The organism is Streptomyces sp. NPDC041200 (genome assembly GCF_055591805.1).
Genome location: NZ_JBVIZF010000002.1, coordinates 529,415 through 549,205 on the forward strand (window position 1 = coordinate 529,415; position 19,791 = coordinate 549,205).

Annotated in this window: 20 protein-coding genes and 1 pseudogene; 14 read left to right on the forward strand and 7 right to left on the reverse strand. The window is 71.1% G+C overall.

Annotated elements, in window-relative coordinates; all coding sequences use genetic code 11:
* The first annotated feature begins 5 nt into the window (after positions 1-5).
* From ACZ6CL_RS07595 to ACZ6CL_RS07615, 5 genes are all read left to right on the forward strand, one after another.
* Positions 6-989 carry a S8 family serine peptidase gene (locus ACZ6CL_RS07595; protein WP_468932404.1) on the forward strand — a complete coding sequence of 328 codons (984 nt, stop codon included), beginning with the start codon at positions 6-8 and terminating at the stop codon, positions 987-989.
* Positions 990-1,003: 14 nt separating this feature from the next.
* Positions 1,004-2,077 (forward strand): glycoside hydrolase family 6 protein, encoded by a 1,074-nt coding sequence (locus ACZ6CL_RS07600; RefSeq protein ID WP_468932407.1) that lies wholly within the window; start codon positions 1,004-1,006, stop codon positions 2,075-2,077.
* 299 nt (positions 2,078-2,376) lie between these two features.
* A complete protein-coding gene (locus ACZ6CL_RS07605; protein ID WP_468932410.1) occupies positions 2,377-2,706 on the forward strand; it encodes a response regulator in 330 nt (109 codons plus the stop codon).
* Complete coding sequence (locus ACZ6CL_RS07610; protein ID WP_468932412.1) at positions 2,703-3,989, forward strand: glycoside hydrolase family 5 protein; 1,287 nt, start codon at positions 2,703-2,705, stop codon at positions 3,987-3,989. The genes ACZ6CL_RS07605 and ACZ6CL_RS07610 overlap by 4 nt, the downstream gene beginning before the upstream one ends.
* A 242-nt stretch (positions 3,990-4,231) precedes the next feature.
* Positions 4,232-4,921: a signal peptidase II gene (locus tag ACZ6CL_RS07615; protein ID WP_468932414.1), complete on the forward strand. Its 690-nt coding sequence runs from the start codon at positions 4,232-4,234 to the stop codon at positions 4,919-4,921.
* Positions 4,922-4,958: 37 nt separating this feature from the next.
* Here ACZ6CL_RS07615 and ACZ6CL_RS07620 read toward each other — a convergent pair.
* From ACZ6CL_RS07620 to ACZ6CL_RS07645, 6 genes and pseudogenes are all read right to left on the reverse strand, one after another.
* A pseudogene (locus tag ACZ6CL_RS07620) lies at positions 4,959-5,102 on the reverse strand (zf-HC2 domain-containing protein); the annotation flags it as partial.
* Positions 5,099-5,653 carry an RNA polymerase sigma factor gene (locus ACZ6CL_RS07625; RefSeq protein WP_468932417.1) on the reverse strand — a complete coding sequence of 185 codons (555 nt, stop codon included), beginning with the start codon at positions 5,651-5,653 and terminating at the stop codon, positions 5,099-5,101. The gene ACZ6CL_RS07625 and the pseudogene ACZ6CL_RS07620, both read right to left, overlap by 4 nt.
* A 124-nt stretch (positions 5,654-5,777) precedes the next feature.
* Positions 5,778-6,599: a zf-HC2 domain-containing protein gene (locus ACZ6CL_RS07630; RefSeq protein WP_468932420.1), complete on the reverse strand. Its 822-nt coding sequence runs from the start codon at positions 6,597-6,599 to the stop codon at positions 5,778-5,780.
* Positions 6,596-7,192: a sigma-70 family RNA polymerase sigma factor gene (locus tag ACZ6CL_RS07635; RefSeq protein ID WP_050799946.1), complete on the reverse strand. Its 597-nt coding sequence runs from the start codon at positions 7,190-7,192 to the stop codon at positions 6,596-6,598. Before ACZ6CL_RS07635 ends, ACZ6CL_RS07630 begins: the two co-directional genes overlap by 4 nt.
* 173 nt (positions 7,193-7,365) lie before the next feature.
* Positions 7,366-8,394 (reverse strand): rod shape-determining protein, encoded by a 1,029-nt coding sequence (locus tag ACZ6CL_RS07640; RefSeq protein WP_468932423.1) that lies wholly within the window; start codon positions 8,392-8,394, stop codon positions 7,366-7,368.
* Positions 8,395-8,470: 76 nt separating this feature from the next.
* Complete coding sequence (locus tag ACZ6CL_RS07645) at positions 8,471-10,171, reverse strand: bifunctional 3'-5' exonuclease/DNA polymerase (RefSeq protein WP_468932426.1); 1,701 nt, start codon at positions 10,169-10,171, stop codon at positions 8,471-8,473.
* A 201-nt stretch (positions 10,172-10,372) separates the two neighbouring features.
* Between ACZ6CL_RS07645 and ACZ6CL_RS07650 the strand changes: the two genes are divergently transcribed.
* The 3 genes from ACZ6CL_RS07650 to ACZ6CL_RS07660 all read left to right on the forward strand — a co-directional run bounded on the left by ACZ6CL_RS07650 (position 10,373) and on the right by ACZ6CL_RS07660 (position 13,228).
* A complete protein-coding gene (locus tag ACZ6CL_RS07650) occupies positions 10,373-11,479 on the forward strand; it encodes a glycoside hydrolase family 43 protein (RefSeq protein ID WP_468932429.1) in 1,107 nt (368 codons plus the stop codon).
* A 293-nt stretch (positions 11,480-11,772) separates the two neighbouring features.
* Positions 11,773-12,006: a DUF397 domain-containing protein gene (locus ACZ6CL_RS07655; RefSeq protein WP_468933310.1), complete on the forward strand. Its 234-nt coding sequence runs from the start codon at positions 11,773-11,775 to the stop codon at positions 12,004-12,006.
* A gap of 70 nt (positions 12,007-12,076) precedes the next feature.
* Complete coding sequence (locus ACZ6CL_RS07660) at positions 12,077-13,228, forward strand: site-2 protease family protein (protein WP_468932432.1); 1,152 nt, start codon at positions 12,077-12,079, stop codon at positions 13,226-13,228.
* Between the two features lie 57 nt (positions 13,229-13,285).
* Here the strand turns inward: ACZ6CL_RS07660 and ACZ6CL_RS07665 are convergent, their stop codons facing one another.
* Positions 13,286-13,792, reverse strand: a complete 507-nt coding sequence (locus tag ACZ6CL_RS07665; RefSeq protein WP_468932434.1) for an ATP-binding protein — start codon at positions 13,790-13,792, stop codon at positions 13,286-13,288.
* A 308-nt stretch (positions 13,793-14,100) separates the two neighbouring features.
* Between ACZ6CL_RS07665 and ACZ6CL_RS07670 the strand changes: the two genes are divergently transcribed.
* The 6 genes from ACZ6CL_RS07670 to ACZ6CL_RS07695 all read left to right on the forward strand — a co-directional run bounded on the left by ACZ6CL_RS07670 (position 14,101) and on the right by ACZ6CL_RS07695 (position 19,767).
* Entirely contained in the window at positions 14,101-14,964 is an 864-nt protein-coding gene (locus ACZ6CL_RS07670) for a helix-turn-helix domain-containing protein (RefSeq protein WP_468932437.1), read from the forward strand.
* Positions 14,965-15,054: 90 nt separating this feature from the next.
* A complete protein-coding gene (locus ACZ6CL_RS07675) occupies positions 15,055-16,512 on the forward strand; it encodes an aldehyde dehydrogenase family protein (protein WP_468932439.1) in 1,458 nt (485 codons plus the stop codon).
* Positions 16,513-16,635: 123 nt separating this feature from the next.
* On the forward strand, positions 16,636-17,208 hold the full coding sequence (locus tag ACZ6CL_RS07680; RefSeq protein ID WP_468932442.1) for a DinB family protein: 573 nt from the start codon (positions 16,636-16,638) through the stop codon (positions 17,206-17,208).
* 58 nt (positions 17,209-17,266) lie between these two features.
* Entirely contained in the window at positions 17,267-17,896 is a 630-nt protein-coding gene (locus ACZ6CL_RS07685; protein WP_468932445.1) for a PadR family transcriptional regulator, read from the forward strand.
* Between the two features lie 96 nt (positions 17,897-17,992).
* On the forward strand, positions 17,993-18,985 hold the full coding sequence (locus tag ACZ6CL_RS07690; RefSeq protein WP_468932448.1) for an ATP-binding cassette domain-containing protein: 993 nt from the start codon (positions 17,993-17,995) through the stop codon (positions 18,983-18,985).
* Entirely contained in the window at positions 18,982-19,767 is a 786-nt protein-coding gene (locus ACZ6CL_RS07695; RefSeq protein ID WP_468932451.1) for an ABC transporter permease, read from the forward strand. The genes ACZ6CL_RS07690 and ACZ6CL_RS07695 overlap by 4 nt, the downstream gene beginning before the upstream one ends.
* Positions 19,768-19,791 lie beyond the last annotated feature (24 nt).

Here is a 19,791-nt window from a genome sequence, read left to right on the forward strand (position 1 = left end):
CCGGAGTGACCGTCGCGGTCATCGGCACCGGAGTAGACGCCTCCCATCCGGATCTGCGCGGCCGGGTCGCCGCCGGAAAGGATTTCGCGGGCGGCGGCAGCCCCGTCACCCGCGACGACGGAAACCACGACGAGCAGTCCACCCACGCCGCCGGAATCATCGTCGGCACCGGCCGCAATTACCGCGGCGACGGGGTGTACGGGCTCGCGCCCCGGGCCCGGGTCATGCCGCTCGGGGTCTACCGCGACGGAAAGCCCCAGGCCGCGGCCACCGCCCGGGCCATCCGCCACGCGGCGAGCCACGGCGCGCACATCATCCACGTCGCCGTGTCCTTCAAGCGCCCGAACCCCGCCCTGAAGTCCGCGGTGAAGTACGCCGCCGCCCAGGACGCCGTGGTCGTGGCGGGCGCCGGGGACAACGGCAAGGACGGCAACCGGCCCACCTACCCGGCCGCCCTCACCGGGGTGGTGGCCGTCGTGGCCACCGACAAGAAGGGCGCCGTGTGGACCTCGTCCCACCACGGCGGGACCATCACCCTCGCCGCGCCCGGCGTCGCGATCCTCACCACGGCCGGGAACAACGACTACTGGACCGGCGACGGCACCGGCTACGCCGCGCCCTGGGTCGCCGCCGGAGCGGCGCTGCTGCGCTCCGAGCACCCTCGCTGGAACTCCCGCCAGATCGTCCGGAAGCTGATCGACACGGCCGACCGCAAGGGGGCGGCGGGCCACGATCCGCGCTACGGCTACGGGGTGATCGCCCCCGCCAAGGCGCTCGCCGACCGGGCCGCGCCACCGCCCTCCGCCGAGCCCACCGCGGCCCCCTCCCCGCACCGCACCAAGGCGGCCGCCGCCTCCCAGGCCGCCGGGGACACATCCGCCCTGGTCACGATAGGGATCGTGGCCGGTGTGCTGGTCGTGCTCGCGGTACTGGCCGTGGTGCTCATCAGCCGCCGCCGCCCGCCGCCCGGCAACTCCCACAACGGCTGACGGCGGAGCCGGCGATGTTCACCGGACCGCGCGACCGTGCCGACCGGGTCCGCCCGCCGGTGCGGTCGCGCCGGACCGCATGGCTGAGCCGCGGCATGGCCCATGTGCTGGTCATGGTGCTGGTGGCCGAGGTCGTGATGGCCATCACCACGGTGGGTCCGCTGCTGAAGCCCGCGGCCACCCATGCCCTCAGGCCGCCACCCTCCGTGACCAAGCCGTTCTATTCCGCGACGACGCGCTTCTACACCGACCCGCACAACCCGGCCGCGTCCTGGGTGCGCGGCCATCCGCGCGACCGGCGGGCGGCGGCCATCCGGGAGCGCATCGCCGACCAGCCGCAGGCCGCGTGGTTCACCGAGACCAATGAGTCGCTGGTCGAGGAGCGGGCGCGGGGCCTGGTCGGCGCGGCCACGGCCCGGCGGCGGCTGCCCGTCCTGGTCGCGTACGCCATCCCGCAGCGGGACTGCGCGCAGTACAGCTCCGGCGGCAGCGGGGACGCGGGCGTCGCCTACCGGCGCTGGATCGACGCCTTCACCCGGGGCATCGGCGACCGGCCCGCCCTGGTCGTCCTCGAACCGGACGGCCTCGCCCACCTGGGCTGTCTGCGGAAGCGGCAGCGCGCTGAGCGGTTCGCCGCCCTGGCGTACGCGGCCCGGACCCTCCGGGAGCGGGCCCCGCGCACCCGGGTCTACTACGACGCCGGGAACTCCGGCTGGCAGCCGGCCCGCACCATGGCGGCGCGGCTGCGGCACGCCGGTATCGACCGGTACGGGGACGGCATCGCGGTCAACGTCTCCAACTTCAACGCCACCCGCGACGAGGTGCGCTACGGCCTGTCCGTCCTGGCCGAGCTGCGCCGCCCCCGGCTGGGGGTGGTCGTCGACACCAGCCGCAACGGGGCGGGGCCGACCCGCAGGCACCAGTTCTGCGATCCGCCCGGCCGCAGGCTGGGCCGGACTCCCACCGCGGCCACCGGCATCCCCGGGGTCGACGCCTTCCTGTGGATCAAGCAGCCGGGGCAGGCGGACGGCTGCGCGGCCGGTGCGGGCGTCTTCGTGCCCGGTTACGCGTACCGGCTGACCGGCTGAGCGGCCCTCCGCAGGGCCTTCCCGGGCCTCCGTAGCGCCCCTCGTGGGCCTCCGGAGGCCCTTCGCATGCCCCGAACCACCCCCGCAAATCGGACATACCCCATATAAAACGGCCGAATTCCGCTACCTCAACTGAGGTATCCGGAATTCGGCCGTTTGGCGTGTCCTGAATTCCTTCAATTGAGGTAGCTAGATTTCGGTCATGCGTACGGTGTTTCGAGCCCCGGGCTTTTCTAATGTCGATGAGTGACAGGACAAGAAAGCCCGAAGGAGCTCCATCGATGCAAAGAGTTCTCGTCGTGGAGCACCACGCCCAGGTGTTGAGTGCTCTCGCTGATCTCGTGATCGAGGAGCCGGGACTGGAGTTGTCCGGAATTGCCGGATCGGTCCGGGAGGCAATTTCCCTGGCCCGAGCAGCGCAACCGGATGTGGTGCTGATCGATGTGGACGAGCCCAGCTGGAAAGCGCAGGGGTTGGACCGCCTGATCGGCGACCTCCTTCCACAGGCGCGGATTGTCCGGCTGACCGCCGTATCCGACCCCCAAATGGAATGCCTGGAATCTCCGACGAACACCCCCAGCATCCTCAAGACCGAAATACGCGAATTCCTCAGGAGTATCACCGAATGAATTCCCCCATGGACCAGAACAACGTCCCGACCAACCCCGAGACCACCGAGACGAAGCGCGCTCCGCGCTCCCGCCGTCTGCGTATGGGTATCGCCACGGCCGTCGTCGCTGTCGCTGCCGTGGGCGGTACTGTCACGGCGTTCGCCATGAACTCCGACGACGCGGGCTCCTCGTCCTCGGCCGCCCCCGGCAAGCCCGCGGGCTCGGATGTGAAGTTCCCGCTGTCGACCAAGAAGGGCGACATCGTCGACTCCAACGGCCGTAAGGTCGTCATGACCGGTGTGAACTGGTTCGGCTTCGAGACCGGCACCTTCGCGCCGCACGGCCTGTGGACCCGTGGCCTGGACTCCATGCTGGACCAGATGGCCAAGCAGGGCTTCAACACCATGCGTCTCCCCTACGCGAACGAGATGTTCGACGCCAAGAGCAAGCCCAACGGGATCGACTACAAGAAGAACCCCGACCTGAAGGGCCTCACCGGCCAGCAGATCATGGACAAGGTCGTCAAGGGTGCCACCGACCGCGGCATCATGGTGATCCTGGACCAGCACCGCCCGGACCAGTACGGCCAGAGTGAGCTGTGGTACTCCCAGAGCCTCACCGAGAAGAAGTGGCTGAGCGACTGGGTCAAGCTGGCCAAGCGCTACAAGAACAACGACCGGGTGGTCGGCGCCGACCTGCACAATGAGCCGCGTGGCCAGGCCACGTGGGGTGACGGCAACAAGAAGACCGACTGGCGTATGGCGGCCACCAAGGCCGGTAACGCGATCCACAAGGTCAACAAGAACTGGCTGATCTTCGTCGAGGGCACCGACCGCCACAAGAACGAGCAGTTCTGGTGGGGCGGCGACCTCCAGGGTGTGAAGAAGTACCCGGTGAAGCTGGACGAGGCCAACAAGGTCGTCTACTCGGCCCATGACTACGGTCCGGGCGTCTTTAACCAGAACTGGTTCCAGGCGAAGGACTTCCCGAAGAACATGCCCGCCATCTGGAAGAAGCACTGGGCCTACATCAAGCAGCAGAACATCGGACCGCTGCTGCTGGGTGAGTTCGGTGGCCGCAAGACCGCTGGTAACAGCAAGGAAGCCATCTGGCAGAACTCCCTGATGGACTACCTCAAGAAGAACGGCATCAGCTACACCTACTGGACCTGGAACCCGGACTCGGGTGACACCGGCGGTGTGCTGAACAAGGACTGGAAGACGATCGACAAGAACAAGATGAAGATGCTGTCCGAGTACCAGATGCCTCTGCTGGAGCCGAAGGGGAAGGCGTCGGAGTGACCCCTTCCGGCCCCAGGCCGAGCATGGTGATGTGACAGCGAGGGCCCGCAGGCAGCCGCCTGCGGGCCCTCCGTCGTGTCCGCGCCCGTGCGCACGCCCCCGCGCGCTGTCTGGGAAGCAGGTCTGTCTGGAAAGTCTGGAAAGTCCCGTATGGAGGGAAGCGGGACGTGCCCCCGCCGGGTTTCCTCACCTAAGCCCCGCCCGCGCCCGCGGACCGGCCCCGGCATCCAGGGAGGCCGCCCATGAATCCGCACCAGCACCCCGGTCGCCTGCTCTTTCCGCTGGCCGCGCTCCTGGTGATCGCGGCCGACCAGGTGAGCAAGGCGCTCGCGCTGGCCGCCTGGAGCGGTACCTCCGGACCGCAGGCCCGGCTGGGGCCGCTCCAGGCGTTGCTGGTGCACAACGCCGGGGTGGCCTTCGGGCTGGGTCACGGCCGCCCGGCGCTGATCACCATGATCACCCTCGCCGGCGCGGTCGCCACCGCGGCCGCCGTCCGCGCGGGGACGCGGGCCCACAGCCGCGGCCTGGCGTTCGGCATGGCGCTGATCGCCGGGGGCTCGGTCGGCAACGGCGCCGACCGGGTGGTGCGGCCGCCGGGCCCGCTGCGCGGCGCCGTGGTCGACTGGATCACGGTGGCGGGGCGCGGCCCGGTGTTCAACCTGGCCGATGTCGCCCTCGTCTCCGGGACCCTGTTCACCGCGGCCGTGCTGCTGCGTACGGCGGTGCGGCGGCCGTCCGTCAGCCTCCGGCCTTCGGTACCGGACGCGACCCCGGCGCCGAGCCCGGCCCCGAACCCGGCAGCGGATCCTGGCCCGGCCCCGGCTCCCGGCTGCTCTCCCGCTCCGCGATCGACGCGATCGAGGCCGCGAACTCCTTCAGCCGCGCCAGCGCCGCTTCGTCGGTCACCTCCCGGGAGGCCAGCGCGCTGGTGACGCGCTGGTAGAGGGACAGCTCACGGGCGCAGCGATGGCATTCCGCCACATGGGCCCGCACCCGGCCCGCGCCCGCCGCGTCCAGTTCGCCGTCGAGGTACGCCTGGAGCATCGGCGCGCCCACCGGGCACTCCCTCGTCCGGCGCCGTTCGGTCTCGCGCCACCCTGTCCATCGGCTCATGCCTCACCTCGCTCTGGTTCCCGTCCCGCGCGCCCCGCGGCCAACAGCTGGTTCCGGATGCGGTTGCGGGCCCGGTGCAGTCTGCTCATCACCGTCCCCTTGGGGACGTCCAGCACATGCGCCGCCTCCGCGTACGACAGCCCGTCCACGTGCACCAGCCGTACGACCTGCTGGTCGCGGAGCGGCAGTGCGGTGAACGCGGCGTCCACGGCCTCGTCGAACGCGGTGTCCACCACCAGTTCCTCCGGGGTGGCGCCGCGGTCCGGGGAGAGCCGTTCCAGCTCGGTGTCCGGGTCGTCCAGCAGACGGGGCCGCCGCTGGCGGCGGCGGCTCACCTCCGCGTGCCGCATGATCGTCAGCAGCCAGGCTCGTGGATGTCTCCCGTCAAAACGGCCGACTGCCCGGTACGCCCGTAGTAACGTGTCCTGCACGAGATCTTCGGCGTCGGCGCGCTGAGCGGTCAGAGACATCGCCACGCGCAGCAGCACTTCGATTTCGGGCAGCACGTACTGGGTGAACATGCGTTGCTGATGGGCGTCCGGGTCAGCCACGTGTGCCTCCTCGGATCCGGACCCCCCGGGGACGCGACATATCACACCCTGTGTAACATCTCGCTCACAGCGCCGCACGGGATGGTCGGCGATCCGAGTGGCACAGCGGCCACGGTGGTACCGGTTACGCGTCGACGGAGACCAGCAGCTTGCCCTCGGACGTACGGACCTCGAAGTGGTCGATGTCCGAACGCTTCATGCCCGCTCCGCCGTGCGCCCACAGCGGGGCTCTGGCGGCCTCGTCCGGGCTGTTCTTGATCCCGTATCCCCGCTCGGGCACGGACCAGGTCGTCATGGTCTGCTTATCGCCGTTGTGGGAGACCGCGATCAGGCTGCAGCTCAGCGGACCCTTGACGTTGTCCAGCCTGAGCATCCCGTCCAGGCCCCACATCTTTTCCTCCATGGCGATCGCCGCGGTCACCTTGGTGTCCGGGTCGGTGGCCTCGACCTTGTCCGTCATGCCCGCGAAGAGCTGGCTCTCGCTCGCCGCGGACGCGACCGGCGGCTCGGAGCCGGAGCCCGAGTCCGAGGTGACGGCCATCGTGCCGAGCGGTCCGCCGATGATCAGCGCTGCCGCCGCCGCGACCAGGTAGAGGCCGCGCCGCTTGCGCTTGCTGCGGGCCACGGCGACCTCGCCCACCATGCGGTTCAGCAGGGCGGGGCCGGGCTTGGCCGTCAGGGTGTCGATGGCGGTGGGGGTGGCGGTGAACGCGTGCGGGGTGTGGCCCGTGATCGCGGTCCGGCCGGGTGCCCCGTGGATGCCGGGGATGTCGGCCGCGAGATCCGCGAGCAGGGGTTCCAGCCCGGTCAGTTCGTCGAGCTGGCGGCCGCACTGGTCACAACCGGCCAGATGCTCCTCGAAGTAGGTGGCCTCCGCCTCGTCAAGCACGCCGAGCACATACGCGCCGACGGCGTCGTGTCCCGCGTGGTGCGCCTGCGCTGTCATGCCGTCACTCCTCTCTCCTCAAGCGCGAGCTTCATGGAGCGCAGCGCGTAGAAGACCCGGGACCGAACCGTCCCGCTGGGTATGCCGAGCGTTTCCGCCGCTTCATTGACCGTACGGCCCTTGAAGTAGGTCTCGACGAGCACCTCGCGGTGGGCGTCGCTGAGGTCGTGCATCGCGTCGGAAAGTGTCATCAGCCGTAGTGCCCGGTCGATCTCGTCCTCCGCCGGCATGAGTTCCAGTGGAGACGGGTCGACCTCCTGGGGCCTGGCCTGCCTGCTGCGGTGCCCGTCGATGACGATGCGCCGCGCGACCGTGACCAGCCAGGGCCGGATGGAACCGGTGGCCCGGGACAGCTGGTCCGCGTTCCGCCAAGCGCGGACCAGGGTCTCCTGCACGACGTCCTCCGCGCGATGGCGATCGCCCGCGACCAGACGCAGTACGAACGCGAGCAACGGTCCGGCGTGCTCCTGGTAGAGCGCACGCATGAGTTGCTCGTCCGGTGTACCGCGCTGCGATCTGGACGGACGCTCATCGGCCACGGCGGCGTCGTCGTGCACCAGAACCTCCAGGACAGGACCTGAGTTGGACAACATCAACTGACGACTCCCGGTCTGTGCCCCGGGGGGGTGGGGGTGGCCATGTCGGCCTCTTCCTCCCTTCGTACGGACGGGAGGGGGCGGCCACTCAACGCGCCGGGAAGAAAGTTCCGATCAGTTCCTGGAGTTGCCCGGAGGGAGGCGGGTGAAGGCCTGAGGGTGAAGGGGTCTCAGGTGATGGCCGAGCTGAGCACATGCGGCTGGACCCTGCCCTCCAGCATCGCGCCGAGCCCTTCCACCGCGCACACGCTTGGGTTGTCCGCGATGTTCACCGGGACGCCGGTCGCCTCCCGCAGCAGGGTGTCCAGACCGGGCAGCACCGCGCTGCCGCCCGCCAGCATGATGCCGCGGTCGGCGAGGTCGGCCACCAGATCGGGCGGGCATTGGCGCAGCACGGCGCTGATCGCGTCGAGGATGCCGGTCAGCGGGGTGCGGATGGCGTTGCGTACGCCCTCGACGTCGACCGTGACGGACCGGGCGAGCCCGGTGGCCACGTCGCGGCCGTGCACCTCGGTGCCGAGCGAGGCCAGCGCCGTATCGCGCAGGACCAGGTGCAGCGGGCGGACGGCCTGGCTCGGCAGCGTCAGCGCGTGCGCGTTGCGCAGATGCTGGACGACGGCGTGATCGACCGTCTCGCCGCCCACCGGGACCCGCTCGGCGGCCACGATCGCGCCCAGCGACAACACCGCGACCTGCGTGGTGGCCGCGCCGCACACCACGATCATCGTCGCCTCGGGCCGCTCCACGGGCAGCCCGCAGCCCACGGCGGCGGCGATCAGCGTGTCCACCAGCTCGACCCGCTTGGCGCCGAGCCCGGAGAGCGTCTCCAGGGCGGCGCGCTGGGCGAGCGGATCGGCGTCGTGCGGCACGCAGACGGCGGCGCTCGGCCTCGGCTTGCGGCGCCAGGCGCGGCGCAGCTTGGTGCCGAGGAGCAGCCGCAGCATGCGCTGCGCCATGGCGATGTCGACGACGGTGCCGCCGGCCACCGGGCGCACCACCCGGATGTGGGCGGGCGTACGGCCCGTCATGCGCTCGGCGAACGCCCCGACCGCGATCACCGCGCCGGTGCGGGTGTTGACGGCGGCGACGGTGGGCTCGTCGACGATCAGGCCGGTGCGCTTGAGGTAGACGCGGGTCCTGGACGCTCCGAGGTCCACGGCGATGGAGCAGCGACGCAGCCGCTCAAGGCTGATGCTCATACACCATCGTGTGCGGCCGGAAGCGGTCGCTGCCTCCGGAGGTGCGCCGGTCGGGCGAGCCCCGCTCACCCACGCCCTAGTCCTTGGCGTCCGCGTAGCACTCCACCGCCGCCACCGTGAGGGGGAAGCGGACCGGGGTGTGGCCGAAGGCGATCGTGCCCGCCGCTTCGCCCGCTTCCGCGATCGCCTGCCGCACCGCCGCCACCTCCGGCTCCGGGCAGTGCACGATCACCTCGTCGTGCTGGAAGAAGACCAGCTCGGCGCGGAGCCCGGCGGCGGCCAGGGCGCGGCGCAGCGCAGCGAGCATCAGCACCGCCCAGTCGGCCGCGCTGCCCTGGACGACGAAGTTCCGGGTGAAGCGGCCGCGGGCGCGGGCGCTCGGGGTGCTGCCGTAGCGCGGCTCCTCGTCCAGGTCGCGCGGCAGGCCCGCCTCGTCGGCCGGGTCGGCGGCGGCGCCACCGGCCGGTGGGCAGGTGCGGCCCAGCCAGGTGCGCACCAGCCGCCCCTCTTCGCCCGCGCGGGCCGCGTCGTCCACGTAGGCCACGGCCGCTGGGAAGCGGCGCCGGAGCGCGGCGAGGTGCTTGAGCCCGTCGCCCGAGGTCTGCCCGTAGACGGCGCCGAGCAGCGCGAGCTTGGCCTGGTCGCGGCGGCCCGCGAAGGCGCGGTCGGACAGCTCCGCGTACAGATCCCGGCCGGTGCCCGCGACCTCCATCAGCCCCGGGTCGCGGGAGATCGCGGCGAGCACCCGGGGCTCCATCTGGTCGGCGTCGGCGACGACGAGCCGCCAGCCCGGGTCGGCGACGACCGCGCGCCGCACCACCTTGGGGATCTGGAGGGCGCCGCCGCCGTGGGTGGTCCAGCGGCCGGAGACGGTGCCACCGGGCAGGTATTCGGGGCGGAAGCGGCCGTCCCGCACCCAGGACTGGAGCCAGGACCAGCCGTGGGCGGTGTGCAGCCGGTAGAGCTTCTTGTACCGCAGCAGCGGCTCCACCGCCGGATGGTCGATCTCCTTCAGCTCCCACGCCCGGGTGGAGGTGAGCGCGATCCCGGCGCGCCCGAACGCCCGGATGACGTCGGCGGGCAGATCGGGCCGCACCCGCACCCCCTCCCCGAAGGCGCGGGACACCTCGTCGGCCAGCTCGGCCATCCGCCGCGGCTCAAGACCGCCCGGATAGCGCTCGCCCAGCAGCTCGTCCAGCAGCTCCCGGTGGCGGTCGGCGCGCCAGGGCACCCCGGCGCGCCGCATTTCGGCGGCGACCAGGGTCCCGGCCGATTCGGCGGTGGTCAGCAGCCGCATCCGGTCCGGGTGCCCGGCCTCCCCGGTACGGGCCAGCTGCGCCTGGTACACCGCGAGCAGCGCGTCGAGCGGGTCGGTGCCGGGCGGCAGCGGTGGTGGGCCGGGCTCGAACAGCGACGGCTGGGTCTGGGCGGCCCGCACCGGCGGGTCCTCGGGCACCGGCAGCCCGCGCAGCCGGGCCCAGGCCGCGGCGAGTGAGCGCGGGGCGCCCGAACGCCCCTCGTGGCCGAGCAGCAGCGCCTCGGCCGCCTCCACGTCGTAGCACCGCTCGACCCGGACCCCGGCCGCCAGCAGCCGGGGATAGACCTCGGCCGTGGACCGCCACACCCACCGGTCGGCCTCCGGGCGGGACCGCACGGCTTCGGCGATCCCGCCCCGCGCCGCCGGGACCTCGCTGACCGGCCCGGCGGCCTTCCCCTGGGTGTCCAGCGGGCAGAGACGGACACCCCCGTCGCCCGTCTCTGCCGCTGCCCACCTCATGACCGTGAGTCTGGCAGGAGGGTCTGACAACGGCCCGGCAACGGCCCGGCAGCGGCTTGGGCGGCAACGGCGAGCGCTGTGAAAGGGGTTGACCCCGTGAACGGGCGGCTCTACGTTCCGTTCGCAATGACGGATCGTGTTCGATATTTCGACCGGGCGTAGCGCGTGGCTGCCCGGGCCTCTCGAACCCTGGAGCCTTCCATGACCCGCATCCGCACCAGAGCGCTGCCGCTGCTGACGGCCGCGCTGCTCGCGCTCGTCGCCCTGCTGCAGACGGGCAGCGCCTCCGCCGTGCAGGCCGATCGGGCCGGACCGGCCGCTTCCCCGGAGGTGAGGGCCGGGAGCTTCACCAATCCGGTCGTGACGCAGAACGGCGCGGACCCGACGATCATCCGCTACGCCGGGTACTACTACCACCTGGGCACCACCTGGGCCTCGCACTGGGAGATGCGCCGGTCGCCCACGCTCGGCGGGCTGAAGAGCGCGGCGCCCACCACCGTGTACCGGGAGACCGTGGCGTCCCGCTGCTGCAACTTCTGGGCGCCCGAGCTGCACCGGCTGAACGGCCCGAACGGGCTGCGCTGGTATCTGACGTACAGCGCGGGGGTCTCGGCGAACATCGACCACCAGCACGTCCATGTGCTGGAGAGCGCGGGTTCGAATCCGCTGGGCCCGTACACGTACAAGGGCCAGGTCGATCCGTACGGCGACAACCGCTGGATGATCGACAGCAGCTATCTCACCATGCCGGACGGCCGCCTCTACATGCTGTACTCCTTCTGGGAGGGCGGTTCGCAGAACCTCTACGCGGTCCGTATGAGCAACCCGTGGACCCCGACCGGTGCCGGTGTCCGGATCGCCACGCCCTCCTACGGCTGGGAGAAGTCGGGCAGCGCCGTCAACGAGGGGCCGGTCATCCTGCAGCACGGCGGCCGGACCTTCCTCACCTTCTCCGCCTCGCACTGCGACACCCCGGACTACAAGCTCGGGCTGATGGAGCTGACCGGGAGCGATCCGCTGGCGGCGGGCGCGTGGAAGAAGTTCGCCAACCCGGTCTTCCAGCGCAACGACGGGGCCGGGGTGTACGGGCCGGGCCACAACTTCTTCTTCCCCTCGCCCGACGGCAAGGAGGTCTGGATGGCCTACCACGCCAACGCCAAGGCCACGGACGGCTGCGGTGGCTCCCGTACCACCCGGGCGCAGAAGGTGAACTGGAACGCGGACGGCACCCCGAACTTCGGCGTCCCCGTCTCCACGTCCACGACCCTGGCCGAGCCCTCCGGCACCCCGGCGGCCCTGCGGCGCTGACGCCGCCCGCCGCCACCCAGGGCGCCGCCTGAACGATGAGGACGCCCCGCGGGCCAACCCGCGGGGCGTCCTCATCGTCCTTTATTGGCAGCAGCTATTGGCAGCAGCTATTGGCAGCAGCCCTATGACGACTGACGCGCTCCGCGCGGGGCAGAAGACGCGATGATCATCCGGGTGGAGACCATGCACGTGCATTTGCCCATGCATATGCACGGGAATGCGGCTATGATCCGAGTCAGTTGACAGTTGCACTAACAGTGGAGAGCCCTGTGCGCGACCACCCGTACAACGGCATGGCGGCCGCGGACCTTCAAGGGGTCGTCTGGCAGAAGAGCAGGCACAGCAATTCCCAGGGATCCTGTGTCGAGTTCGCCAAGCTGCCCGGCGGGCACGTGGCCGTACGGAACTCCCGCTTCCCGGACGGACCGGCGCTCGTCTACACCCCCGCCGAGGTCGAGGCGATGCTGCGCGGCGTCAAGGACGGGGAATTCGATCACCTGGCGCACGACCCGGCAGGCCGTGCGTAAGAGGGCGCGTGTGAGCGACACTGGTAGTGATCGGTGGGGGGTCCTACTGATGTGAGACGGCGGGTGAGCGATGAACGGCTCGGTCCGCGTCGGACATGTCCTCGGGGTGCCCCTGCGGATGCACTGGAGCGCCCCCGTCCTGATCGTCCTGCTCGCCTACGGGCTCGGCCGCGAGACGCTGCCCGCCTGGACGCCCGGCCGGACCGGACTCGTGTACGCGGTCGCGAGCGTGATCGGCGCCCTCCTGCTGATGGGAAGCCTGCTGCTGCATGAGGCCGCGCACGCGGTCACCGCGCGCGGCAAGGGCGTCTCGGTCGAGGACGTGACGCTGTGGGCGCTCGGCGGCATGACCCAGATGGGGCGGCCGCGCACCGCCCGGATCGCCCTGCTCGTGGCCATCAGCGGCCCGCTCACCAGCCTGGCCATCGGCGGCGTCGCCGTCGGCGCCGGGATCGGGGCCAACGTGCTGGCCGGGTGGGGGGTGCCCGCTGCGGTGCTGATCTGGCTGGGCTGGGCCAATCTGCTGCTCGGGGTGTTCAACCTGCTGCCCGCGGCCCCGCTGGACGGCGGCCGGGTGGTGCAGGCGGTGCTGTGGTGGCGTACGGGCGACCGGGACCGGGCCGAGCGGGCGGCCGGGCGCAGCGGCCAGATCTTCGGGATCCTGCTCATCGCGGTCGGCTGGTTCTCGTTCGTGCGCGGGGAGGGCGGCGGGCTGTGGCTCGCGCTCGTCGGGCTGTTCATGCTGGTGATCGCCAACGCGGAGCGCCAGCGGGCCGGTGTGAACACGGCGCTGCGCGGCGTGCGGGCGGGTGACGCGATGTCGTCCCCGGTCGCGACGGGCGCCGACTGGCTGCCGGTGGGGCGGTTCATCGACGAGGTGGCGGCGCACTCACGCCACTCGACGCTGCCGCTGCTGGACTTCGAGGGCAGGCCCAGCGGCGTCGTGGCGCTGCGCGCGCTGGCCGCGGTACCGGCCGGGATGCGGGAGGAGCGCCGGGTGCGCGAGGTGGCGACGCCGCTGTCGCGGTGCACGGTCGCGACGTCGGACGAGCTGCTGAGCGAGGTGCTGGAGCGGGCCCGGCCGGGAGGCGCGGGGATGCCGGTGCTGGTGGTGGACGACGGGCATCTGGAGGGGATCGTCACGGCCCACGATGTGTCGCGCCTCTTCCAGCTGCACTCGCTGGGCATCACGACGGCGCCACCGGAGGCGACGCCCCACTGAGCCGACGCTCACCGAGTCGACGCCTACTGAGCCGCTCCGACGAGCCGTCCCGACGAGCTAGGGCCTCGGCAGACGGAACAGGGCCCAGACGATCTTGCCGGGCAGCGTTCCCGCCAGCGGGTGCCAGCCCCAGCCGTCGGTGAACGACTCCACCAGATACAGCCCACGCCCCGACTCCGCGCAGGAACCGGCCTCCCCGGCGACCGGTCCGTCCTCGCTGGGGTCGCGTACGGCGCACACCAGCCGTGAGGCCGAGTACATCAAGTGGAGCCGCACCAGGGGAGGTTCGTATCCGTCGCCCTCGGGCGAGGCGCCCGGCCGTCCCCCGGTGACCGCGTGCCGCAGCGCGTTGGTGACCAGTTCGGAGACGACGAGGGCCACTTCGTCGAGCAGATCGGGCAGACCCCACTGGCGCAGCGTGGTCCCGGTGAACTGCCGTGCCCCCTTGACCGCGTCGTAGCGCGCGGGGAGCGCGCAGGAGACGGCGCCGGAGACGGCGGAAGGATCGATCGCGGGAAGCCCTCTCCACAGCGGTTCCAGCAGGGCCGAACCTTCGCTCCCCATGCGAGCACTCCTGCATCCGTGGCCCTGACGAATCCTGGCCAGATCTCGTACGAGCTTGCACGTGCGCGACCCCCATGGTTTCGAATGCCGACAGCAGATGCAAGGGCAGATGCACGTGCACGCAGCAGGGTTGGGATACTGTGTTCGGCTTTGACGCACTTTCTGCCTACGCGGATGTGCGTAGTCCTCTCACTCGGGTAACGACATGGGCACAGACCGAAGCCCGGAAAGTGGCAGACTTCGGCCTGCCGGGTGCGGGGGCCCCATTGCCGGAAGCGTGCATTCCGTACAGGGAGGGTCACGGACAGATGACCGCAAGCGAGTCGAGTGGATCGGTGGTGCGCCGCATTCTCCTGGGCTCCCAGCTCAGGCGGCTGCGCGAGACCCGGGGTATCACCCGCGAGGCGGCGGGCTACTCGATCCGCGCTTCCGAATCCAAGATCAGCCGGATGGAACTGGGCCGGGTGGGCTTCAAGGCGCGCGACATCGAGGACCTGCTCACCCTCTACGGCGTCACCGAGGAGGCGGAGCGCGCGGCGCTGCTCGGACTCGCCCGCGAGGCCAACCTCACCGGCTGGTGGCACAGTTACGGCGATGTGCTGCCGGGCTGGTTCCAGACGTACGTCGGGCTGGAGGGCGCCGCCTCGCACATCGCCGTCTACGAGGTCCAGTTCATCCACGGCCTGCTGCAGACCGAGGGCTACGCCCACGCCGTGGTCACCCGGGGCCAGCCGCAGGCGTGCGACTCCGAGGTGGACCGGCGGGTCGCGCTGCGGCTGGAGCGGCAGAAGCTGCTGGTCTCCGAGCGGGCCCCGGCGTTCCACGTGGTGCTGGACGAGGCCGCGCTGCGCCGCCCGTACGGCGGACCGGAGGTGATGCGCGCCCAGATACGGCACCTCATCTCCGTCTCCGAGCAGCCGAACGTGACGCTCCAGGTGATGCCGTTCGCCTTCGGCGGGCACGCGGGGGAGAGCGGCGCGTTCACCCTGCTCCGGTTCCCGGAGTCCGACCTCCCGGACGTCGTCTATCTGGAACAGCTCACCAGCGCCCTCTACCTCGACAAACCCGATGAAGTGGGGCAGTACGAGCGGGTGTTGGGGCGGCTCGGCGCGGACGGTCTGTCCCCGGAGAAGAGCCGCGACCTGCTCGGGGGGCTCCTGCGCGAGGTCTGACCGATCAGTAGGATGACGTTCTGTCAGGAATACCCCCCACGCGTTCGCGGGTCTCCGGATGCGGTCCCGCGTCCTCCAGATAGGGATGGCATGTCCTACTTCTCCGAGTTGGCCTTTCAGTACATCGGCGGTGAGTGGCGCACCGGCAGCGGTTCCTGGGACATCGTCGACTTCAACCCGTACGACGGGGAGAAGCTGGCCTCCATCACCGTGGCCACCGTCGACGAGGTCGACCTCGCCTACCGCACCGCCGAGCGGGCCCAGCCGGAGTGGGCGGCCCGCAACCCGTACGCGCGGCGGGCGGTCTTCGAGCGGGCGCTGCGCGTCATCGATGAGCGCGAGAAGGAGCTGACCGAGGCGATCATCGCGGAGTGCGGCGGCACCCACGTCAAGGCGGGTTTCGAACTGCACCTCGCCAAGGAGTTCCTGCGCGAGGCGGTCCAGCTGGCGCTGCGCCCCGAGGGCCGCATCCTGCCGTCGCCCGACGACGGCAAGGAGAACCGCCTCTACCGGGTGCCGGTCGGTGTCGTCGGCGTGATCAGCCCGTTCAACTTCCCCTTCCTGCTGTCGCTGAAGTCGGTCGCCCCGGCGCTGGCGCTCGGCAACTCCGTGGTCCTCAAACCGCACCAGAACACCCCGATATGCGGCGGCGGTCTGGTCGCGAAGATCTTCGAGGAGGCCGGACTCCCGGCCGGGCTGCTCAACGTGGTCGTCACCGACATCGCGGAGATCGGCGACGCCCTGGTCGAGCACCCGGTCCCCAAGGTCATCTCGTTCACCGGATCCGACAAGGTCGGCCGCCATGTCGCCACCGTCGCGGCCTCGCACTTCAAGCGGTCCATCCTGGAGCTGGGCGGCAACAGCGCCCTCATCGTGCTGGACGACGCCGACCTCGACTACGCGGTGGACGCCGCGGTGTTCAGCCGCTTCGTCCACCAGGGGCAGGTCTGCATGGCGGCCAACCGGGTGCTGGTGGACCGGTCGGTGGAGCGGGCGTTCACCGAGAAGTTCGTCGCCAAGGTGAAGACGCTGACGGTGGGCGACCCGGGCGATCCGGCCACCCACATCGGCCCGCTGATCAACGAGGGCCAGGCCGAGGCCATCACCGCGCTCGTCGACCAGACGATCGCCGACGGCGCGACCGCGCTGGTGCGGGGGCGCGCCGAGGGCACCCTGGTGGAGCCGAGCGTGCTCAGCGACGTCCCCGAGGGCTCGGCGATCCTCCGGCAGGAGGTCTTCGGCCCGGTCGTGGTGCTGATCCCGTTCGACGGTGACGAGGAGGCCGTCCGGATCGCCAACGACACCGACTACGGCCTCAGCGGCGCCGTGCACACCGGCGACATCGAGCGCGGGGTCCGCCTCGCCAAGCGCGTCCACACCGGCATGATCCATGTGAACGACAGCACCGTGCACGACGAGCCGATCGTGCCCTTCGGCGGCGAGAAGCACTCGGGGCTCGGGCGGCTCAACGGGGAATCGATGGTCGACGACTTCACCACCACCAAGTGGATCTCGATCCAGCACGGCCGCAGCCAGTTCCCGTTCTGACGCACCGCCCGGAAGGCGTGCGGATTTCCGCGCTTGCGGACAGAAGCTGACCGCATGCCTTCCTACTGTGGGGTTCATCGAAGGGCGCCCGGCCGGGAGCCCTCCTGGTGAAAGGCGGCAGCCATGCCCACCGTCGTGAACTCCGAAGCCTGCAAGGACGAGCGCTCCGCGCTGCTGGCCTATCTGGACGCGCAGCGCGGCGGCGTCCGGCGCGCCGCGCACGGTCTGACCGAGGAGCAGGCCCGCAGCGCGCCGAGCGCCAGCGCGCTGTCCCTGGCCGGGCTGATCAAGCATGTGGCCCAGACCGAGCAGGGCTGGATCCGCAAGGGTCTGGGCCAGGTGGACGACCGGCCGTCGCAGGAGGCGCTGGCGGAGTTCGAGGCCAGCTTCGTCCCCACGGCCGACGAGACGGTGCCGGTGCTGCTGGAGCGGTACGAGGCGGTGGCGCGCGAGACCGAGGAGGCGGTGCTCGCCCTGTCCTCGATGGACGACACGTTCGAGTCGCCCCGCTACCCCTGGGACGAGGGCGGCACCCGCACCTGGCGCTGGCTGATGCTCCACCTGATCGAGGAGGTCGCCCGGCACGCGGGGCACGCGGACGTCATCCGCGAGACGATCGACGGGAAGGGCGCGTTCGATCTGGTCTTCGAGACCGGTGCGATGCCCGAGCCCGATTGGTCGCTCATGGAGGGCTGACACCCCTAACCTGGACCCCAGCGCAGGTCAAGCGGGGGCAGGATGGGGAGACGGGCACATGTCAGCGATCCGGCTGCTGGTGCTGGGGGCGGTCCGCCAGCACGGGCGGGCACACGGCTATCAGGTCCGTAACGACCTGGAGTTCTGGGGCGCGCACGAATGGTCCAACGCCAAACCCGGATCGATCTACCACGCGCTCAAGCAGATGGCGAAGCAAGGCCTGATGCGCGCCCACGACGTGGCCCCCAGCACCGTCGGCGGCCCGCCGCGCACCGAGTACGAGCTGACCGCGGCGGGCGAGAAGGAGTACTTCACGCTGCTGCGGGACGCCCTGCTGCGCCACGACCAGAAGATCGACGAGCTGACGGCCGGGGTCGGGTTCATCGTCGACCTGCCGCGCGCCGAGGCGATCACGCTGCTCAAGGAGCGGGTGGCCGCGCTGGAGGAGTGGCGGGCCGAGGTCACCCGGCACTGGGCGCCGCCGAGGGACAGCCCCGACGAGTGGGGCCACATCGGCGAGATCATGAAGTTCTGGGTCCACTCGGCCGAGAGCGGGGCCGAGTGGACCCGCGGGCTGATCGAGCGGCTCGAGGGCGGGGCGTACGTCATGGCGGGCGAGGGGGAGCGCTCGGTGGACGTCCTGCCGGAGGGGGCGCCGAACCCGTACGTCGAGGAATCCGACCAGTAATCAAGTTTGACTAGACCCGGATCGGGGAGTACCTTCCGGAGGCTCGTAGTCAAATTTGACTAATGCTGCAACCTGGCACATCGAGAGGGGAAGGCCGTGGCCGACCGCGATCCCGCGATCGTCGTCGAAGGACTGCGCAAGACCTATGGAGGAAAACCGGCCCTGGCCGGACTCGACCTGACCGTGCCGTCCGGCACCGTGCACGCCGTGCTCGGCCCGAACGGCGCGGGCAAGACCACCTGCGTACGGATCCTGGCCACCCTGCTGCGCCACGACGGCGGCCGCGCCGAGGTCGCCGGGTACGACGTGCTGCGCCAGCCGGACGAGGTCCGCCACCGCATCGGGCTGCTGGGCCAGCACGCCGCGGTCGACGAGGAGCTGAGCGGGTGGCAGAACCTGGAGATGTTCGGCCGCCTCCACCACCTCGGCGGGCGGCGCGCGGCGGCCCGCGCGGACGAGCTGCTGGAGCGCTTCGGCCTGGCGGGCACCGGCACCAAGGCGGTCAGCCGGTACAGCGGCGGCATGCGGCGCCGCCTGGACCTGGCCGCGAGCCTCATCGTGCGGCCGCGGGTGCTCTTCCTGGACGAGCCCACCACCGGGCTCGACCCGCGCGGCCGCACCGAGGTGTGGGAGTCGGTCCGCTCGCTCGTCGGCGACGGTACGACGGTCCTGCTCACCACCCAGTACCTGGAGGAGGCCGACCAACTCGCCGACCGCGTCTGCGTGGTCGACCACGGCCGGGCCGTCGCGGACGGCACGACCGACCAGCTCAAGGCCCGTATCGGCGGGGACCGCATCGACGTCGTGGTGCGCGACGCCGGTCAACTGGCCGCCGCCGCCTCGGTGATCGGCATGGCCTCCCGCGCCGCCTCGGTCGAGACCGACCCCGACCGGCGGCGGATCGGCGCCCGGGTCACCGACCGGGTCGCGGCCCTCACCGAGACCGTACGGGCGCTGGACGCGGCCGGGATCGAGGCGGAGGACATCGCCCTGCGCCGCCCGACCCTGGACGAGGTGTTCCTGCACCTCACCGGCGAGCAGACCGGCGACGAGAACCGCGCCAGGACCGAAGAGGAGACGCCCGTATGACCGCCATGACCCTCGTCGACTCGTGGACCATGACCCGCCGCGGCCTCGCCCACTGGGCCCGGCAACCCGTCCAGGTGGTCGTGGGCCTGGTCTTCCCGGTGATGATGCTGCTGATGTTCGCGTACTTCCTCGGCGGCGGGATGACCGTCCCGGGCGGTGGCGGCTACAAGGACTACCTGGTGCCGGGCATGCTGGCCCTCACCATGGCGTTCGGTCTCGAAGCCACCATGCTCGCGATCACCCAGGACCTCAACAAGGGCGTCATCGACCGCTTCCGCTCCCTGCCGATGGCCTCCTCCGCGGTGCTCGTCGGGCGCAGCGTGCTGGACATGCTGCAGTCCGCGCTCAGCCTGCTGCTCCTCATCGGCGTCGGGCTCGCGATGGGCTGGCGCTGGCAGGGCGGCACCGGCGACGCGCTGTACGCGGTCGGGCTGCTGCTGTGGCTGCGCTTCGCGATGCTGTGGATCGGCATCTACCTGGGCCTGCTCGCCGGGCGCGCCGAACTCGTCCAGGCCGTGCAGATCCTGGTGTGGCCGGTGGGCTTCCTGTCCAACGTCTTCGCCGCGCCCGAGTCGATGCCCGGCTGGCTCGGCGCGATCGCGGAGTGGAACCCGATGTCGGCGACGGCCACCGCGGTCCGTGACCTGTTCGCGAGCCCAGGGGGCGGCGGCGACTCGTGGGCCGCGGACCACGCCGGACTCCTCGCCGTCTGCTGGCCGTTGGCGCTCCTGCTGGTCTTCTTCCCGCTCGCGGTGGGCCGTTACCGGGGGCTCAGCCGCTGAGCGGCCGCCGGGCCGTCCCCGATG

Excerpts from the sequence above, each read along its gene's own strand:
- ACZ6CL_RS07600 (WP_468932407.1), top strand. The coding sequence starts at position 1,004 with ATGTTCACCGGACCGCGCGACCGTGCCGACCGGGTCCGCCCGCCGGTG.
- ACZ6CL_RS07610 (WP_468932412.1), top strand. The coding sequence starts at position 2,703 with ATGAATTCCCCCATGGACCAGAACAACGTCCCGACCAACCCCGAGACC.
- ACZ6CL_RS07615 (WP_468932414.1), top strand. The coding sequence starts at position 4,232 with ATGAATCCGCACCAGCACCCCGGTCGCCTGCTCTTTCCGCTGGCCGCG.
- ACZ6CL_RS07630 (WP_468932420.1), bottom strand. The coding sequence starts at position 6,599 with ATGACAGCGCAGGCGCACCACGCGGGACACGACGCCGTCGGCGCGTAT.
- ACZ6CL_RS07635 (WP_050799946.1), bottom strand. The coding sequence starts at position 7,192 with ATGTTGTCCAACTCAGGTCCTGTCCTGGAGGTTCTGGTGCACGACGAC.
- ACZ6CL_RS07640 (WP_468932423.1), bottom strand. The coding sequence starts at position 8,394 with ATGAGCATCAGCCTTGAGCGGCTGCGTCGCTGCTCCATCGCCGTGGAC.
- ACZ6CL_RS07645 (WP_468932426.1), bottom strand. The coding sequence starts at position 10,171 with ATGAGGTGGGCAGCGGCAGAGACGGGCGACGGGGGTGTCCGTCTCTGC.
- ACZ6CL_RS07650 (WP_468932429.1), top strand. The coding sequence starts at position 10,373 with ATGACCCGCATCCGCACCAGAGCGCTGCCGCTGCTGACGGCCGCGCTG.
- ACZ6CL_RS07655 (WP_468933310.1), top strand. The coding sequence starts at position 11,773 with ATGGCGGCCGCGGACCTTCAAGGGGTCGTCTGGCAGAAGAGCAGGCAC.
- ACZ6CL_RS07660 (WP_468932432.1), top strand. The coding sequence starts at position 12,077 with ATGAACGGCTCGGTCCGCGTCGGACATGTCCTCGGGGTGCCCCTGCGG.
- ACZ6CL_RS07665 (WP_468932434.1), bottom strand. The coding sequence starts at position 13,792 with ATGGGGAGCGAAGGTTCGGCCCTGCTGGAACCGCTGTGGAGAGGGCTT.
- ACZ6CL_RS07670 (WP_468932437.1), top strand. The coding sequence starts at position 14,101 with ATGACCGCAAGCGAGTCGAGTGGATCGGTGGTGCGCCGCATTCTCCTG.
- ACZ6CL_RS07675 (WP_468932439.1), top strand. The coding sequence starts at position 15,055 with ATGTCCTACTTCTCCGAGTTGGCCTTTCAGTACATCGGCGGTGAGTGG.
- ACZ6CL_RS07680 (WP_468932442.1), top strand. The coding sequence starts at position 16,636 with ATGCCCACCGTCGTGAACTCCGAAGCCTGCAAGGACGAGCGCTCCGCG.
- ACZ6CL_RS07685 (WP_468932445.1), top strand. The coding sequence starts at position 17,267 with ATGTCAGCGATCCGGCTGCTGGTGCTGGGGGCGGTCCGCCAGCACGGG.
- ACZ6CL_RS07695 (WP_468932451.1), top strand. The coding sequence starts at position 18,982 with ATGACCGCCATGACCCTCGTCGACTCGTGGACCATGACCCGCCGCGGC.